Below are 16,193 nucleotides of genomic sequence, written 5' to 3'. Positions count from 1 at the left end.
AAAGGAAAGGCCCTGGAGATACTCCACAGCCCCGAAAAAAAGCCAGTCAGTTGCTTAACTGACTGGCATTACAACATGGTTGCCGTTTTGCTTTTTACCTTTTGCGGCCTGACGCCCTCACCCTGGCCCTCTCCCACGGGGAGAGGGAACTAAACTGCGCTTTTACTTATGGCTCAAACGGGCGACGCTGGAACTGATCGTGCCCGCACTTCGGGCACAGCGGCAACACATCCGGCGTATATACCGCAATATGGTGATGGCACTTCTCGCACACCAGATTCCCCAGCCCCACCACTTCACCGCTCTGGTACACGCCGTGATGATTTAAATCCTGGAACACCTCGCGCCACTCCAACTGGGTTTTATCGGTAATATCCGCCAGCTCCTGCCACAGGCTCTCTTTGATCACCCGCATAAAGACGCTGTCGGCGATCTCATCCTGGCTCTCTTCGTAGCTGCGCGCGAACTCTTCCAGATCGCGGCGTACGGCGCGCGTCACCTCTTCCACTTCGGTTCGCGTTAACTCACCCGTTTGCGTCACCCGTTCACGCGCCTGTTCGACCAGCGCGTCAATATCGCGCTCGCCGTTACGCAGCCGTTCCGTCAGTGTCGCCACCAGTTCGCGGTAAAATTGAGCAACCTTGTTCATCATTTTGCCTCCCGGGTAAGTAACTATTTCTAATAATAGACCTTATTTCGCCGCCGCTTTGTCAGGTGAAGCACAGACCCGGTAAATTCCTGCAAAGTGCAATTGCGCGAAAGGCTGTTTTGACGCGGGCGTTTGGGCTATGCTATGCGGATCTGAATTACCACATCCATTGGCTACATTTTTGTAGCTGTATTGAACACAGGACCACTGGCTGCCATGCAAGAGCAATACCGCCCGGAAGAGATAGAATCAAAAGTCCAGCAACACTGGGACGAGAAGCGCACCTTTGAAGTAACCGAAGACGAGAGCAAAGAGAAGTATTACTGCCTGTCGATGCTTCCCTATCCTTCTGGTCGACTACACATGGGCCACGTGCGTAACTACACCATCGGTGATGTGATCGCCCGTTACCAGCGCATGCTGGGCAAAAACGTTCTGCAGCCAATCGGCTGGGATGCGTTCGGCCTGCCTGCAGAAGGCGCAGCGGTGAAAAACAATACCGCTCCGGCACCGTGGACGTACGACAACATCGCGTACATGAAAAACCAGCTCAAAATGCTGGGCTTCGGCTATGACTGGAGCCGCGAGCTGGCGACCTGTACCCCGGAATACTACCGCTGGGAGCAGAAGTTCTTCACCGAGCTGTACAAAAAAGGCCTGGTGTATAAGAAGACCTCTGCCGTTAACTGGTGCCCGAATGACCAGACCGTTCTGGCGAACGAGCAGGTTATCGACGGCTGCTGCTGGCGCTGCGACACCAAAGTTGAGCGTAAAGAGATCCCGCAGTGGTTTATCAAAATCACCGCTTACGCTGACGAACTGCTGAACGATCTGGATACGCTGGATCACTGGCCTGACACCGTTAAGACCATGCAGCGCAACTGGATCGGCCGTTCTGAAGGCGTGGAAATTACCTTTAACGTTGAGAACTACGACCAGACCCTGACCGTCTACACCACCCGTCCGGATACCTTCATGGGTGCGACCTATCTGGCCGTGGCCGCAGGTCACCCGCTGGCGCAGAAAGCAGCAGAGAACAACCCGGAACTGGCGACCTTCATCGACGAATGCCGCAACACGAAAGTGGCCGAAGCCGACATGGCGACGATGGAGAAAAAAGGCGTTGCGACGGGCTTCTATGCTAAGCACCCGCTGACGGGCGAAGCGATCCCGGTCTGGGCTGCAAACTTCGTTCTGATGGAGTACGGTACAGGTGCAGTCATGGCCGTTCCGGGTCACGATCAGCGCGACTACGAGTTTGCCACCAAATACAACCTGCCGATTAAAGCCGTTATTCTGGCCGCCGATGGTTCTGAACCTGACCTGTCCGAGCAGGCGTTGACCGAAAAAGGCACCCTGTTCAACTCCGGTGAGTTCAGCGGCCTCAGCTTCGAAGAGGGCTTCAACGCCATCGCCGATAAGCTGGCCTCACTGGGCGTGGGCGAGCGTAAAGTGAACTTCCGTCTGCGCGACTGGGGCGTGTCCCGTCAGCGTTACTGGGGTGCGCCAATTCCAATGGTGACCCTGGAAGACGGCACCGTCATGCCAACGCCTGAAGATCAGCTGCCCGTGATCCTGCCGGAAGACGTGGTCATGGACGGCATCACCAGCCCGATCAAAGCCGATCCTGAGTGGGCCAAAACCATCGTCAACGGCCAGCCTGCGCTGCGTGAAACCGACACCTTCGATACCTTTATGGAGTCCTCCTGGTACTACGCGCGCTACACCTGCCCGCAGTACAAAGAAGGCATGCTGGATTCTGACGCCGCCAACTACTGGCTGCCGGTAGATATCTATATTGGTGGTATCGAACACGCCATCATGCACCTGCTCTACTTCCGCTTTTTCCATAAGCTGATGCGCGATGCCGGCATGGTGAACTCTGACGAGCCTGCTAAACAGCTGCTGTGCCAGGGTATGGTGCTGGCAGACGCTTTCTACTACGTTGGCGCGAACGGAGAGCGTAACTGGGTTTCTCCGGTTGATGCGATCGTTGAGCGCGACGAGAAAGGCCGTATCGTGAAGGCGACAGACGCTGAAGGCCATGAACTGGTTTATACCGGCATGAGCAAGATGTCCAAGTCTAAAAACAACGGCATCGACCCGCAGGTGATGGTTGAGCGTTACGGCGCGGACACCGTACGTCTGTTCATGATGTTTGCTTCTCCGGCTGATATGACCCTTGAGTGGCAGGAATCCGGTGTAGAAGGCGCGAACCGCTTCCTGAAACGCGTCTGGAAGCTGGTGTACGAACATACCGCACAGGGTGATGCTCCGGCACTGAACGCCGCTGCGCTGAGCGAAGATCAGCAGGCGCTGCGTCGTGATGTTCATAAAACGATCGCGAAAGTGACCGATGATATTGGTCGTCGTCAGACCTTCAATACCGCAATTGCGGCTATTATGGAACTGATGAACAAGCTGGCGAAAGCCCCGCAGGACGGCGAGCAGGATCGTGCCATCATGCGTGAAGCGCTGCTGGCCGTGGTTCGCATGCTTAACCCGTTCACGCCACACGTCAGCTTCACCCTGTGGCAGGAGCTGAAAGGCGAAGGCGATATCGACAACGCGCCGTGGCCGGTGGCTGACGAAGCAGCGATGGTGGAAAACACCACGCTGGTGGTGGTCCAGGTCAACGGTAAAGTCCGTGGTAAAATTACCGTGGCGGTCGATGCAACTGAAGATCAGGTTCGCGAGCGCGCGGGCCAGGAACCTCTGGTTGCGAAATATCTTGAGGGCGTTACCTTACGTAAAGCGATCTACGTACCGGGTAAACTGCTCAATCTGGTCGTTGGCTAAGCGCGGGAGGAAACGTGCGACAACTGGCAACAATACTCTTATCTCTGGCGGTGCTTGTCACCGCTGGCTGTGGCTGGCACCTGCGCAATACCACGGCGGTGCCACCTGAAATGAAAACAATGATTTTCGACTCATCAGATCCGAATGGCCCGCTCAGCCGGGCTATCCGTAATCAGCTGCGCCTGAATGACGTTGAGCTTATCGAGAAAGGTACGCTTCGTCAGGATGTACCGTCCCTGCGTGTTGTCGGAGGGGGACTGTCTAAAGACACCGCCTCTATCTTCCAGGATGGTCGTACCGCTGAGTATCAGATGGTGTTGACGGTCAACGCGGCTGTACTAATCCCGGGTAAAGACATCTATCCGATCAGCGCAAAAGTGTATCGTTCGTTCTTTGATAACCCACAAACCGCGCTGGCGAAAGATGCCGAAGAGCAGATTATCATCAACGAAATGTACGACAAGGCGGCGGAACAGCTGATCCGCAAACTGCCGGGTATTGCAGCGTCTAACCGAGAAGGCTCTGACATTATTGAAAAACCGGATGCCAGTACGCCTCCTGTTTCTACCTCTCTGGGTAAATGATGATCAGGCTGTATCCTGAACAACTCCGCGCGCAGCTCAATGAAGGGCTGCGCGCGGCGTATCTGCTGCTCGGAAACGACCCGTTACTACTTCAGGAAAGCCTGGATGCCGTGCGGCATGCGGCCGCGGCTCAGGGCTTTGATGAACACCATACCGTTCAGGTGGATAACGCCACCGACTGGAACGCCCTCTTCTCACTCTGTCAGGCGATGAGCCTTTTTGCGTCGCGCCAGACAATCCAGATCCTGCTGCCGGAGAACGGCCCTAACGCTGCCATCAATGAGCAACTCGCCACGCTGGTCAGCCTGTTACACAGCGATCTGCTGTTAATTGTGCGCGGCAGCAAGCTCACCAAAGCGCAGGAAAACGCGGCATGGTTCACCCAGCTCGCGACCCACGCGGTGCTGGTCACCTGCCAGACGCCTGAGCAGGCGCACCTGCCTAAATGGGTCGCCGCGAGAGCGAAGCAGCACAACCTTCAACTGGACGATGCGGCGAACCAACTGCTCTGCTACTGCTATGAAGGCAACCTGCTGGCCCTGGCACAGGCGCTGGACAGGCTCTCCCTGCTCTGGCCGGACGGCAAGCTGACCTTACCGCGCGTTGAGCAGGCCGTTAACGATGCCGCACACTTCACGCCTTTCCACTGGGTGGATGCTCTGTTGTCGGCGAAAAGCAAACGCGCCCTGCATATTCTCCAGCAGCTGCGCCTGGAGGGCAGTGAACCCGTCATCCTGCTGCGCACGCTGCAGCGCGAACTGTTGCTGCTGATAACGCTCAAGCGCCAGTCGGCCCATACGCCGTTACGCTCCCTGTTTGATAAACACCGGGTGTGGCAAAACCGGCGGGCAATGACCACCGAGGCCATCAACCGCCTGAGCCATGAACAGCTGCGCCAGGCGGTGCAGCTTCTGATGCGCGCCGAGCTTACCCTAAAACAAGATTACGGCCAGTCGGTGTGGGCGGAGCTGGAAAGCCTTTCCCTGCTGCTCTGCCACAAGGCACTGGCTGACGTATTTATTGATGGATAGTATGCACTCTTTACAGGCCCTGTATGGCGGCACCTTTGACCCGGTACACTACGGGCATCTGAAGCCGGTAGAAATTCTGGCAAATCTGATCGGCCTGCAGCGCGTTACCATCATGCCCAATAATGTTCCGCCGCACCGCCCCCAGCCTGAAGCAACCAGCGAGCAGCGCAAAGAGATGCTCGCTCTGGCTATCGCGGATAAGCCGCTCTTCAGGCTGGATGTACGGGAATTGCGTCGCGACACCCCCTCATGGACGTCGCAAACGCTGCAGGAGTGGCGGGCCGAGCAAGGGCCTGACCAGCCGCTCGCCTTTATCATCGGTCAGGACTCCCTGCTCAACTTCCCCACGTGGCACAAGTATGAAACCATTCTGGGGAACAGCCACCTGCTCGTCTGCCGCCGTCCGGGCTACCCGCTGACCATGCGCGAAGCGCAATATCAGCAGTGGCTTGAAGACCATCTCACCGATAACGTTGAAGATCTTCACAACCAGCCCGCCGGGAAGATTTATCTTGCGGAGACGCCGTGGTTCGACATCTCTGCGACCGTTATTCGCGAACGTTTACAGCAGGGTTTAGCCTGTGACGATCTGCTGCCTGCCCCGGTGCTGGCGTATATTCATACGCACGGGTTGTATCAGAAAACCGCAGATAAATAGCCGGAGGGCATAAAAAGCAGCATATTGATTATCCTGCCTTGACAGGTTAAGCCATACTGTTATCCTCCGCTGCCAGACTTTCCCGCCGATCGTTGCTTTACAGAAATTGTTTTACAAAAATGGCGATGCAATCTCAGGCGGAGGGTGGGATGATACCCGCCTTCAAAAGCCCGGACGGTGACATTTGTCCCGACAGGGGCGTCAGTTCAGGTATACTGTCTGGCCACGAATTCATAGTTGTACAATCTCATTCACCCAGGGGGAAAACTTGCAGGGTAAAGCGCTCCAGGATTTTGTTATCGACAAAATTGATGACCTGAAAGGTCAGGACATCATCGCTATCGACGTTAAGGGTAAATCCAGTATTACCGACTGCATGATTATCTGCACCGGTACCTCTACGCGTCATGTTGTTTCGATTGCCGACCATGTGGTTCAGGAATCGCGCGCAGCAGGACTCTTACCGCTTGGCGTTGAAGGTGAAGCGACCGCTGACTGGGTGGTTGTTGACCTCGGCGATGTGATTGTCCACGTCATGCAGGAAGAGAGCCGTCGCCTGTATGAGCTGGAAAAACTCTGGGGTTAATGCGTGAAGTTGCAGCTGGTCGCCGTCGGCACCAAAATGCCGGACTGGGTACAAACCGGTTTTACTGAATATCTGCGTCGTTTTCCCAAAGACATGCCGTTCGAACTGGTGGAGATCCCCGCCGGGAAGCGCGGTAAGAACGCGGATATCAAACGTATTCTCGACAAAGAGGGTGAACTGATGCTTGCTGCCGCAGGCAAGAACCGCATCGTCACCCTTGATATTCCAGGTAAACCCTGGGATACGCCGCAGCTGGCGCATGAACTGGAGCGCTGGAAGCAGGATGGCCGCGACGTCAGTCTGTTGATTGGCGGACCTGAAGGGTTATCCCCCGCCTGCAAAGCGGCAGCAGAACAAAGTTGGTCTCTCTCTGCGCTGACGCTGCCCCACCCGCTCGTGCGGGTCCTGGTGGCGGAAAGCTTGTATCGCGCGTGGAGCATTACTACCAACCACCCCTATCACCGCGAGTAATGACTGACCAGGGTAGATTAAGCAGCGGATGAAACTACAGAATTCTTTTCGCGACTATACGGCTGAGTCCGCGCTGTTTGTGCGCCGGGCGCTGGTCGCCTTTACGGGGATTTTGCTGCTTACCGGCGTGCTGATCGCCAACCTTTATAATCTGCAAATTGTCCGCTTTACCGATTACCAGACGCGTTCTAACGAAAACCGCATTAAGCTGGTGCCTATCGCACCCAGCCGCGGCATTATCTACGACCGTAACGGCACCCCTCTGGCGTTAAACCGCACCATCTATCAAGTCGAGATGATGCCGGAGAAGGTCGATAACGTGCAGAATACGCTGGAAGCGCTAAGGAGCGTTGTCGATCTTAACGATGATGATATCGCGGCCTTCAAAAAAGAGCGCGCCCGCTCTCACCGTTTCACCTCCATTCCGGTTAAAACCAATCTGACGGAAGTCCAGGTCGCCCGTTTTGCGGTGAACCAGTACCGCTTCCCCGGTGTGGAAGTGAAGGGTTACAAGCGTCGCTACTATCCTTACGGATCCGCGCTGACGCATGTGATTGGCTACGTTTCCAAGATTAACGATAAAGACGTCGAGCGCCTCGATAAAGACGGCAAGCTGGCGAACTACGCCGCGACGCACGATATCGGCAAGCTGGGGATTGAACGCTACTACGAAGATGTCCTGCACGGGCAGACCGGCTATGAAGAAGTTGAAGTTAACAACCGTGGCCGCGTCATCCGCCAGCTTAAAGAAGTGCCGCCTCAGGCGGGGCACGACGTCTATCTGACGCTCGATCTCAAACTGCAACAGTATATTGAAACCCTGCTGGCGGGCAGCCGCGCCGCCGTGGTGGTCACCGACCCGCGCACCGGCGGCATTCTGGCCATGGTTTCTATGCCAAGCTATGACCCGAACCTCTTTGTTGACGGCATCTCCAGCAAAGACTACTCCGGCCTGCTGAATGACCCTAACACCCCGCTGGTGAACCGCGCCACGCAAGGCGTTTACCCGCCGGCATCAACGGTTAAACCGTACGTGGCGGTCTCGGCGCTGAGCGCGGGCGTCATCAACCGCAATACCAGCCTGTTTGACCCGGGCTGGTGGCAGCTACCGGGCTCTGAAAAACGCTATCGCGACTGGAAGAAATGGGGCCACGGCCATCTGAACGTTACGAAATCTCTGGAAGAATCTGCGGATACCTTCTTCTATCAGGTGGCGTATGACATGGGCATTGACCGCCTGTCAGAGTGGATGAGCAAATTCGGCTACGGACATTACACCGGCGTGGATCTGGCTGAAGAGCGCTCCGGCAACATGCCAACCCGTGAGTGGAAGCTGAAGCGCTTTAAGAAGCCGTGGTATCAGGGTGATACCATACCGGTGGGTATCGGCCAGGGTTACTGGACGGCCACCCCGCTTCAGATGAACAAAGCGATGATGATCCTCATTAACGACGGCGTGGTGAAAGTTCCGCATCTGCTGCAAAGCACCGTTGAAGATGGCAAAAAAGTGCCGTGGGTGCAGCCCCATGAAGCGCCGGTAGGCGACATCCATTCCGGCTTCTGGGAAATAGCGAAAGACGGTATGTACGGTGTGGCAAACCGTCCAAACGGAACCGCGCACAAGTATTTTGCCGGTACGCCATATAAAGTGGCCGCGAAATCCGGTACGGCGCAGGTCTTTGGCCTGAAAGCCAATGAAACCTATAACGCACACCGCATTGCCGAACGTCTGCGTGACCATAAGCTGATGACGGCGTTTGCCCCTTATGATAACCCGCAGGTGGCGGTGGCAATGATTCTGGAGAACGGCGGCGCTGGACCGGCGGTAGGGACCATCATGCGCCAAATCCTGGACCACATTATGCTGGGTGATAACAACACCGAACTGCCGGCTGAAAATCCGGCCGCCGCTGCGGCGGAGGACCAATAATCATGACGGATAATCCAAATAAAAAATCGCTGTGGGATAAAATTCATATCGACCCAGCTATGCTGCTGATCCTGCTGGCCCTGCTGGTTTACAGCGCCCTGGTTATCTGGAGCGCCAGCGGCCAGGACATCGGCATGATGGAACGCAAGATCGGCCAGATCGCGATGGGTCTGGTCATTATGGTGGTAATGGCGCAGATCCCGCCGCGCGTCTATGAAGGCTGGGCGCCCTATCTCTACATCTTCTGTATTATTTTGCTGGTGGCGGTAGATGCGTTCGGTGCCATCTCAAAAGGGGCACAGCGCTGGCTGGATCTGGGCGTTGTTCGTTTCCAGCCCTCGGAGATTGCCAAAATCGCAGTCCCGCTGATGGTGGCGCGCTTTATCAACCGCGACGTCTGTCCGCCGTCGCTGAAAAATACCGCTATCGCCCTGGTGCTGATATTCCTGCCGACACTGCTGGTTGCGGCGCAGCCTGACCTCGGCACCTCGATCCTTATCGCCCTCTCCGGCCTGTTTGTCCTGTTCCTGTCGGGCTTAAGCTGGCGTCTGATTGGTATCGCGGTGGTGCTGGTTGCAGCGTTTATCCCTATCCTGTGGTTCTTCCTGATGCATGACTACCAGCGCCAGCGCGTCATGATGCTTCTCGATCCGGAAACCGATCCGCTCGGTGCGGGCTATCATATTATTCAGTCCAAGATTGCGATTGGCTCCGGCGGCCTGCGCGGTAAAGGCTGGCTGCACGGTACCCAGTCGCAGCTGGAGTTTTTACCGGAGCGCCACACCGACTTTATCTTTGCGGTACTGGCGGAAGAGCTGGGACTGGTTGGCATCCTGATCCTGCTGGCGCTCTACGTGCTGCTCATCATGCGAGGTTTGTGGATTGCGGCCCGCGCGCAGACCACCTTCGGCCGCGTCATGGCAGGCGGACTGATGTTGATTTTATTCGTTTATGTCTTCGTAAATATTGGTATGGTGAGTGGTATTCTGCCGGTGGTAGGCGTACCGCTGCCGCTGGTGAGTTACGGAGGCTCGGCACTGATCGTGTTGATGGCCGGGTTTGGTATCGTGATGTCGATCCACACCCACAGAAAAATGTTGTCAAAAAGCGTATAAAAATAAGGGGATCGGAATGCGTAAGCAGTGGCTGGGTATCTGCATTGCGGCAAGTTTACTTGCGGCCTGTACAAGTGATGATGGTCAGCAACAGGCAACCGTCGCGCCGCCGCAGCCTGCGGTGTGTAATGGCCCAATCGTTGAAATTAGCGGTGCCGATCCCGTTTATGAACCGCTGAATGCCAGCGCGAATCAGGATTACGAGCGCGACGGCAAAAGCTACAAAATTGTGCAGGATCCGTCCCGCTTTAGCCAGGCTGGCTTTGCCGCCATTTATGATGCTGAGCCGGGCAGTAACCTGACGGCATCGGGTGAAACATTTGACCCAATGCAGCTGACTGCGGCGCACCCGACGCTACCTATCCCTAGCTACGCCCGTATCACCAATCTGGCGAACGGCCGTATGATCGTCGTGCGTATTAACGACCGCGGCCCGTACGGTAATGACCGGGTGATTTCCCTGTCCCGCGCGTCTGCCGATCGCCTGAATACCTCGAACAACACCAAAGTTCGCATTGACCCAATTATCGTGGCGCAGGATGGTTCGCTCTCCGGGCCAGGAACCGCGTGTACCACGGTGGCGAAACAGACCTATGCCCTCCCCGACCGCCCAAATCTGGACGGCGGCATGGGAAGCGTCTCCTCGCCGGCAGAGCCTTCTCAGCCGGCGGGAGAAATACGCCCAATCAGCAATGACACCCTGCAAAGCGATGATGCCACTGGCGCACCGGTAAAAAGCAGCGGCTTCCTTGGCGCACCAACGAACTTAGCCTCGGGCGTGCTGGAGAGCAGTGAGCCGACGCCAGCCCCTGTTGCCGCCCCCGTCGTGCAGCAGCCTGCCCCGGTAACGGCTCCGGTCACGACCCAGAGCGCAGCCGTTGCCGCTCCCGCAGCAGCCAGCGGCGGCTTTGTCGTCCAGGTGGGCGCAGTGAGCGATCGGGCCCGTGCCCAACAGTATCAGCAGCGTCTAAGCCAGCAGTTTGGCGTGCCAGGACGCGTTGAGCAAAACGGCGCGGTCTGGCGTATTCAGATGGGTCCGTTTGCCAGCAAGTCGCAGGCGGCATCTCTGCAGCAGCGTTTGCAGAGCGAGGCACAGCTGCAGTCCTTTATCGCTGTTACGAAGTAATTAATCGGCGGTATCCGAAATGTCAGTTTGTGTAAAACACATTCACAAACTCATGCTTAAAGTCGGATGCCTGCCTGAATAGCATTTGCTATAGTAAGGCACTTTTTTTAATTCCATCACGGATGTCGTAGTTCTGACCATGAAGACCACTTTTTCTGCTCGTTTTGTGCAGCGCATGGCGCTGACCACGGCCCTTTGCGCGGCTGCACTCTCTGCAGCTCATGCTGATGACCTGAATATCAAGACCATGATCCCTGGCGTTCCGCAAATCGACGCGGAATCCTACATCCTGATCGATTACAACTCTGGCAAAGTGCTGGCAGAACAGAATGCCGATGCCCGCCGTGACCCGGCCAGCCTGACCAAAATGATGACCAGCTACGTCATCGGCCAGGCAATGAAAGCCGGTAAGTTCAAAGAGACGGATCTGGTCACCATCGGCAACGATGCGTGGGCTACCGGGAACCCTGTTTTCAAAGGTTCCTCGCTGATGTTCCTGAAACCGGGAATGCAGGTTCCGGTTTCTCAGTTAATTCGTGGCATTAACCTGCAGTCCGGTAACGATGCCTGCGTGGCCATGGCCGATTTCGCCGCCGGTAGTCAGGATGCGTTCGTGGGCCTGATGAACAGCTACGTAAATGCCCTGGGTCTGAAGAACAGCCATTTCCAGACCGTACACGGTCTCGATGCAGACGGTCAGTACAGCTCCGCACGAGATATGGCGCTGATTGGTCAGGCGCTGATCCGCGACGTACCTAACGAGTACTCTATCTACAAAGAGAAAGAGTTCACCTTCAACGGCATTCGTCAGACCAACCGTAACGGCCTGCTGTGGGATAACAGCCTGAACGTTGACGGCATCAAAACCGGCCACACCGACAAAGCCGGTTACAACCTGGTGGCCTCTGCCACTGAAGGCCAGATGCGCCTGATCTCTGCCGTGATGGGCGGTCGCACCTTTAAAGGTCGCGAAACCGAGAGTAAGAAGCTGCTGACCTGGGGCTTCCGTTTCTTCGAAACCGTGAACCCGCTGAAAGCAGGTAAAGAATTTGCTTCTGAACCCGTCTGGTTCGGCGATAACGATCGTGCTTCTCTGGGCGTGGATAAAGACCTCTACCTGACCATTCCACGCGGTCGTATGAAGGATCTGAAAGCAAGCTATGTGCTCAACACCACCGAACTGCATGCCCCGCTGCATAAAAACCAGGTGGTGGGTACCATCAACTTCCAGCTGGACGGTAAAACGATCGACCAGCGTCCACTCGTGGTATTGGAAGAAATTCCTGAAGGCAATTTCTTCGGCAAAATCATTGATTACATTAAACTGATGTTCCATCACTGGTTTGGCTAAAAATCGAACACTTGAAAGTGTGATTTTGATCCCCATATACTAAGTATCCTGATAACTCCCACCTGACGTGGGAGTTATTCTTTTTGACGTTACGCCGGAGCTGACATGAAAACCAAACTTAACGAACTGCTTGAATTCCCTACCCCGTTTACCTACAAAGTAATGGGTCTGGCGAAACCTGAGCTGGTTGATCAGGTGGTTGAAGTGGTACAGCGCCATGCGCCGGGTGACTACTCTCCGTCAGTAAAACCAAGCAGCAAGGGCAACTACCACTCGGTTTCTATTACCATCACTGCCACACATATCGAGCAGGTTGAGACGCTGTACGAAGAGCTCGGCAATATCGAAATCGTTCGTATGGTGCTGTAGTCCCTTTGCGGTTACCCGGTTTACCGGGTAACCCCTCTTCCCCGCTGTGATATACTCCCCCTCATCTTTTGTTTCTCGTCTTCGGAGACGCGTTTTGTATCAGGATAAAATTCTGGTCCGTCATCTCGGGCTGCAACCTTATGAGCCTGTCTCTCAGGCTATGCACGAGTTCACCGATTCACGCGATGACACAACCCCTGATGAGATTTGGCTGGTCGAACATCTGCCGGTATTTACGCAGGGCCAGGCGGGAAAAGCGGAACACTTATTAATGACGGGCGATATCCCGGTGATCCAGAGCGATCGTGGCGGACAGGTGACTTACCACGGTCCGGGTCAGCAGGTCATGTACGTCCTGCTTAATCTGAAGCGCAGAAAGCTTGGCGTACGTGAACTGGTGACGTTACTGGAACAGACCGTCGTCAACACGCTGGCGGAGTATGGGATTGACGCGCATCCGCGTGCCGATGCGCCGGGCGTCTACGTTGGCGAAATGAAGATCTGCTCTCTGGGGCTACGTATTCGTAAAGGTTGTTCCTTCCACGGTCTGGCATTGAATATTAATATGGATCTTACGCCTTTCCAGCGCATAAACCCCTGCGGCTACGCCGGCATGGAAATGACGCAAATGCGCCAGTGGGTCGATACCGCTACGCCAGAAAATATACGTCCCGTGCTTCTGAAGAATGTGTTAGCACTACTTAACAATCCCCCGCACGAATATATCCCTGCTTAATATATCATCCAGAATGGCTCGATAATTTGACGGGCCACTGTTTATTTACCGCTTTTACGCTTTACAATAATCCGCAGATTCTATATTTTCGAAGCGCCCGAATATTGCCCTTACATATTATTTAGCCTCCGGACAGCACGGCATACACAGGCTAAGTAACTTGAGTGATAATCACACAACTGTTTGTTTTTGATAAACAAGTGGAACAAAAGCAACACTTTACGAATCTCTACAAGCATAATAAATAAATTGAACTATCATTCATGTTGTGAATGTATACGGAGTGAAAGCGTGGAGTATAATAATTTACCAGCCAAACGCCTGAATGACCCTGGTGGCGAAGATAAGCCGCAAATTTTTCGGACTTTACGTAATATTGATCTCAATTTACTGACTATTTTTGAGGCAGTATATGTCCATAAGGGTATCGTTAATGCTGCGAAAATTCTTAATCTCACGCCATCGGCAATAAGTCAGTCAATTCAAAAGCTACGGGCTATATTTCCCGACCCCTTATTTATCCGTAAGGGCCAGGGCGTCACGCCAACGGCCTATGCGACACATCTCCACGAATACATCAGCCAGGGGCTGGAGTCGATTCTGGGTGCGCTGGATTTAACCGGAAGCTATGACAAACAGAGAACCATCACCATCGGCTGCTCCCCTTCTGTCGGCGTGCTGGTGATGCCCGCGATCTTCCAGGCCGTGAAAGAGCATGCGCCTCAGCTTCTGCTTCGCAATGTGCCTCTTAACGAACCTGACGTTCAGCTTGCTCAGTTCCAGACGGACCTGGTCATCGAAAGCGGCAGCTTTAGCGCCCGAGCGCTGGGGCAAAATGTGCTTTACGCCGATAACCTGGTGCTGGTTTGCCGCAAGCAGCACCCCGTCCTCAGCGAGCCGTTATCCATTGAAAACCTGCGCAATTACGACCACTCGTCTTTCATGACCGAAGGGCAATCTAATCACGCTCTGCGTCAGCGTATTGACGAAATTTTCCCGGAACGTCAGATCAGTTTCAGCAGTTACAATATGTTCACCACCGCATCCCTGATTGGCAGCAGCGATATGCTGTGCATCATGCCTTCACGCCTGTATAACCTGCTGCGGAAATGCTGGCCGCTGGAGAGTATTCCGCTAAGCCAGCTCAATGCAGAATCTATCGAGATTTCACTGCATTACAACAAGCTCAGCTTGCGCGATCCGGTACTGGAAAACGTCATCCGCATTATCCGTCAGGCCTTCTGACAGAGCGTACCCGTACACGTCCCTGCCGCTCGCAGGGCAAAAGGCACAAAACAACAACTATTTTACAAATTGGCGACCTGGCAGGCTGCTTTAACGCCCCTATAAATGATATACTGCCTGTCGTTCGTTCAAAAATAGTTGATAAATACAACATTCCCTTGAATTGAAACGCTTTCCTTCGATATTCGCAACTGGAACACGCACGCTATGAGTAAACCCATTGTGATGGAACGCGGTGTTAAATACCGCGATGCCGATAAAATGGCCCTTATCCCGGTTAAAAACGTGGCTACAGAGCGCGAGGCGCTGTTAAGAAAACCGGAATGGATGAAAATCAAACTTCCGGCAGACTCTTCGCGTATCCAGGGGATCAAAGCGGCGATGCGTAAGAATGGCCTTCACTCGGTTTGTGAAGAAGCCTCTTGCCCGAACCTTGCTGAATGTTTCAATCACGGCACCGCGACGTTTATGATTCTGGGTGCCATCTGTACCCGCCGCTGCCCATTCTGCGACGTGGCGCATGGCCGCCCGGTGGCCCCCGATGCCAACGAGCCGCAAAAACTGGCGCAAACCATCGCCGACATGGCGCTGCGTTATGTGGTTATCACCTCCGTTGACCGCGACGATCTGCGTGATGGCGGGGCTCAGCACTTCGCTGACTGCATTACTGCCATTCGCGAAAAAAGCCCGAACATCAAAATCGAAACGCTGGTTCCTGACTTCCGCGGCCGTATGGACCGCGCGCTGGATATCCTGACCGCGACGCCGCCAGATGTGTTTAACCACAACCTGGAGAACGTTCCGCGTCTTTACCGTCAGGTGCGTCCGGGAGCCGACTATAACTGGTCTCTGAAGCTGCTGGAGCGCTTTAAAGAAGCACATCCGCATATTCCGACCAAGTCAGGTCTGATGGTTGGTCTGGGTGAAACCAATGACGAAATCATCGACGTCATGCGCGATCTGCGCCGCCACGGTGTGACCATGTTGACGCTCGGCCAGTATCTGCAGCCAAGCCGTCACCACCTGCCGGTACAGCGCTACGTGAGCCCGGATGAATTTGACGAGATGAAAGCCGAAGCGCTGGCGATGGGCTTTACCCACGCGGCTTGTGGTCCGTTTGTTCGTTCTTCTTACCATGCGGATATGCAGGCGAAAGGCGAAGAAGTCAAATAACACCGTAATATTCATTTACAGTAATGCAAAAAAACCGGCCTCATGAGCCGGTTTTTTTTCGCAAGCCCTCAGGCATTGCCGTTACTCTTTGTGGGAAAGCTTCTCTGCCGGGATGTCGTCAGCGCTTTTCTTCGCGGCTGCGTCATCGTCGTTCATCGCTTTCTTGAAGCCTTTGATGGCAGCCCCCAGGTCACCACCCAGCGTGCGTAACTTCTTGGTACCAAACAGCAGGACGACCAGTGCGGCAACCACCAGCAGTTTGGTAATACTAATCTCACCCATAGATACCTTCTTTACTTAAAACAGGCTGCATTCAGCGCCAAAACCCGATCGTATTAACGGTCATTTGGCGCGTGCACACAATAGCAAT

At 54.8% G+C, this 16,193-nt stretch carries 16 protein-coding genes; 14 read left to right on the top strand and 2 right to left on the bottom strand.

The window, feature by feature from the left end; all coding sequences use genetic code 11:
• Positions 1 to 166: 166 nt before the first annotated feature.
• On the bottom strand, positions 167 to 649 hold the full coding sequence (locus tag IM299_RS07120; protein ID WP_028012343.1) for a zinc ribbon-containing protein: 483 nt from the start codon (positions 647 to 649) through the stop codon (positions 167 to 169).
• A 216-nt stretch (positions 650 to 865) separates the two neighbouring features.
• Between IM299_RS07120 and leuS the strand changes: the two genes are divergently transcribed.
• The 14 genes from leuS to lipA all read left to right on the top strand — a co-directional run bounded on the left by leuS (position 866) and on the right by lipA (position 15,823).
• On the top strand, positions 866 to 3,448 hold the full coding sequence (gene leuS, locus IM299_RS07115; RefSeq protein WP_193357234.1) for a leucine--tRNA ligase: 2,583 nt from the start codon (positions 866 to 868) through the stop codon (positions 3,446 to 3,448).
• Positions 3,449 to 3,462: 14 nt separating this feature from the next.
• Positions 3,463 to 4,032, top strand: coding sequence for an LPS assembly lipoprotein LptE (gene lptE, locus IM299_RS07110; protein ID WP_059355271.1), 570 nt, complete (start codon positions 3,463 to 3,465; stop codon positions 4,030 to 4,032).
• Positions 4,032 to 5,063 (top strand): DNA polymerase III subunit delta, encoded by a 1,032-nt coding sequence (gene holA / locus IM299_RS07105; protein WP_028012340.1) that lies wholly within the window; start codon positions 4,032 to 4,034, stop codon positions 5,061 to 5,063. Before lptE ends, holA begins: the two co-directional genes overlap by 1 nt.
• Positions 5,056 to 5,721, top strand: a complete 666-nt coding sequence (gene nadD / locus IM299_RS07100; RefSeq protein WP_193357233.1) for a nicotinate-nucleotide adenylyltransferase — start codon at positions 5,056 to 5,058, stop codon at positions 5,719 to 5,721. The genes holA and nadD overlap by 8 nt, the downstream gene beginning before the upstream one ends.
• A 268-nt stretch (positions 5,722 to 5,989) precedes the next feature.
• Positions 5,990 to 6,307, top strand: coding sequence for a ribosome silencing factor (rsfS, locus tag IM299_RS07095; RefSeq protein ID WP_003858696.1), 318 nt, complete (start codon positions 5,990 to 5,992; stop codon positions 6,305 to 6,307).
• 3 nt (positions 6,308 to 6,310) lie between these two features.
• Positions 6,311 to 6,778, top strand: coding sequence for a 23S rRNA (pseudouridine(1915)-N(3))-methyltransferase RlmH (gene rlmH / locus IM299_RS07090; RefSeq protein WP_003858701.1), 468 nt, complete (start codon positions 6,311 to 6,313; stop codon positions 6,776 to 6,778).
• Between the two features lie 28 nt (positions 6,779 to 6,806).
• Positions 6,807 to 8,708: a peptidoglycan DD-transpeptidase MrdA gene (gene mrdA, locus IM299_RS07085; protein WP_028012338.1), complete on the top strand. Its 1,902-nt coding sequence runs from the start codon at positions 6,807 to 6,809 to the stop codon at positions 8,706 to 8,708.
• A 2-nt stretch (positions 8,709 to 8,710) separates the two neighbouring features.
• A complete protein-coding gene (mrdB, locus tag IM299_RS07080) occupies positions 8,711 to 9,823 on the top strand; it encodes a peptidoglycan glycosyltransferase MrdB (protein ID WP_013097590.1) in 1,113 nt (370 codons plus the stop codon).
• Between the two features lie 16 nt (positions 9,824 to 9,839).
• Positions 9,840 to 10,949, top strand: coding sequence for an endolytic peptidoglycan transglycosylase RlpA (rlpA, locus tag IM299_RS07075; RefSeq protein ID WP_028012337.1), 1,110 nt, complete (start codon positions 9,840 to 9,842; stop codon positions 10,947 to 10,949).
• Between the two features lie 139 nt (positions 10,950 to 11,088).
• Positions 11,089 to 12,300, top strand: a complete 1,212-nt coding sequence (dacA, locus tag IM299_RS07070; RefSeq protein WP_028012336.1) for a D-alanyl-D-alanine carboxypeptidase DacA — start codon at positions 11,089 to 11,091, stop codon at positions 12,298 to 12,300.
• A 105-nt stretch (positions 12,301 to 12,405) separates the two neighbouring features.
• The gene (ybeD, locus tag IM299_RS07065) at positions 12,406 to 12,669 is read left to right on the top strand and encodes a DUF493 family protein YbeD (RefSeq protein WP_003858718.1); all 264 of its coding nucleotides are present in this window, start codon (positions 12,406 to 12,408) and stop codon (positions 12,667 to 12,669) included.
• 94 nt (positions 12,670 to 12,763) lie between these two features.
• A complete protein-coding gene (gene lipB, locus IM299_RS07060; RefSeq protein ID WP_028012335.1) occupies positions 12,764 to 13,405 on the top strand; it encodes a lipoyl(octanoyl) transferase LipB in 642 nt (213 codons plus the stop codon).
• Between the two features lie 291 nt (positions 13,406 to 13,696).
• The gene (locus tag IM299_RS07055; protein WP_041910920.1) at positions 13,697 to 14,650 is read left to right on the top strand and encodes a YbeF family transcriptional regulator; all 954 of its coding nucleotides are present in this window, start codon (positions 13,697 to 13,699) and stop codon (positions 14,648 to 14,650) included.
• A 207-nt stretch (positions 14,651 to 14,857) separates the two neighbouring features.
• Positions 14,858 to 15,823 carry a lipoyl synthase gene (lipA, locus tag IM299_RS07050; RefSeq protein ID WP_028012333.1) on the top strand — a complete coding sequence of 322 codons (966 nt, stop codon included), beginning with the start codon at positions 14,858 to 14,860 and terminating at the stop codon, positions 15,821 to 15,823.
• An 81-nt stretch (positions 15,824 to 15,904) separates the two neighbouring features.
• Here lipA and tatE read toward each other — a convergent pair whose 3' ends face one another.
• On the bottom strand, positions 15,905 to 16,105 hold the full coding sequence (gene tatE / locus IM299_RS07045) for a twin-arginine translocase subunit TatE (protein ID WP_028012332.1): 201 nt from the start codon (positions 16,103 to 16,105) through the stop codon (positions 15,905 to 15,907).
• Positions 16,106 to 16,193 lie beyond the last annotated feature (88 nt).

The organism is Enterobacter cloacae complex sp. P47BA (genome assembly GCF_014930485.1).
GTDB lineage: Bacteria > Pseudomonadota > Gammaproteobacteria > Enterobacterales > Enterobacteriaceae > Enterobacter > Enterobacter bugandensis.
This window is presented reverse-complemented; position numbering and strand designations above follow the sequence as displayed.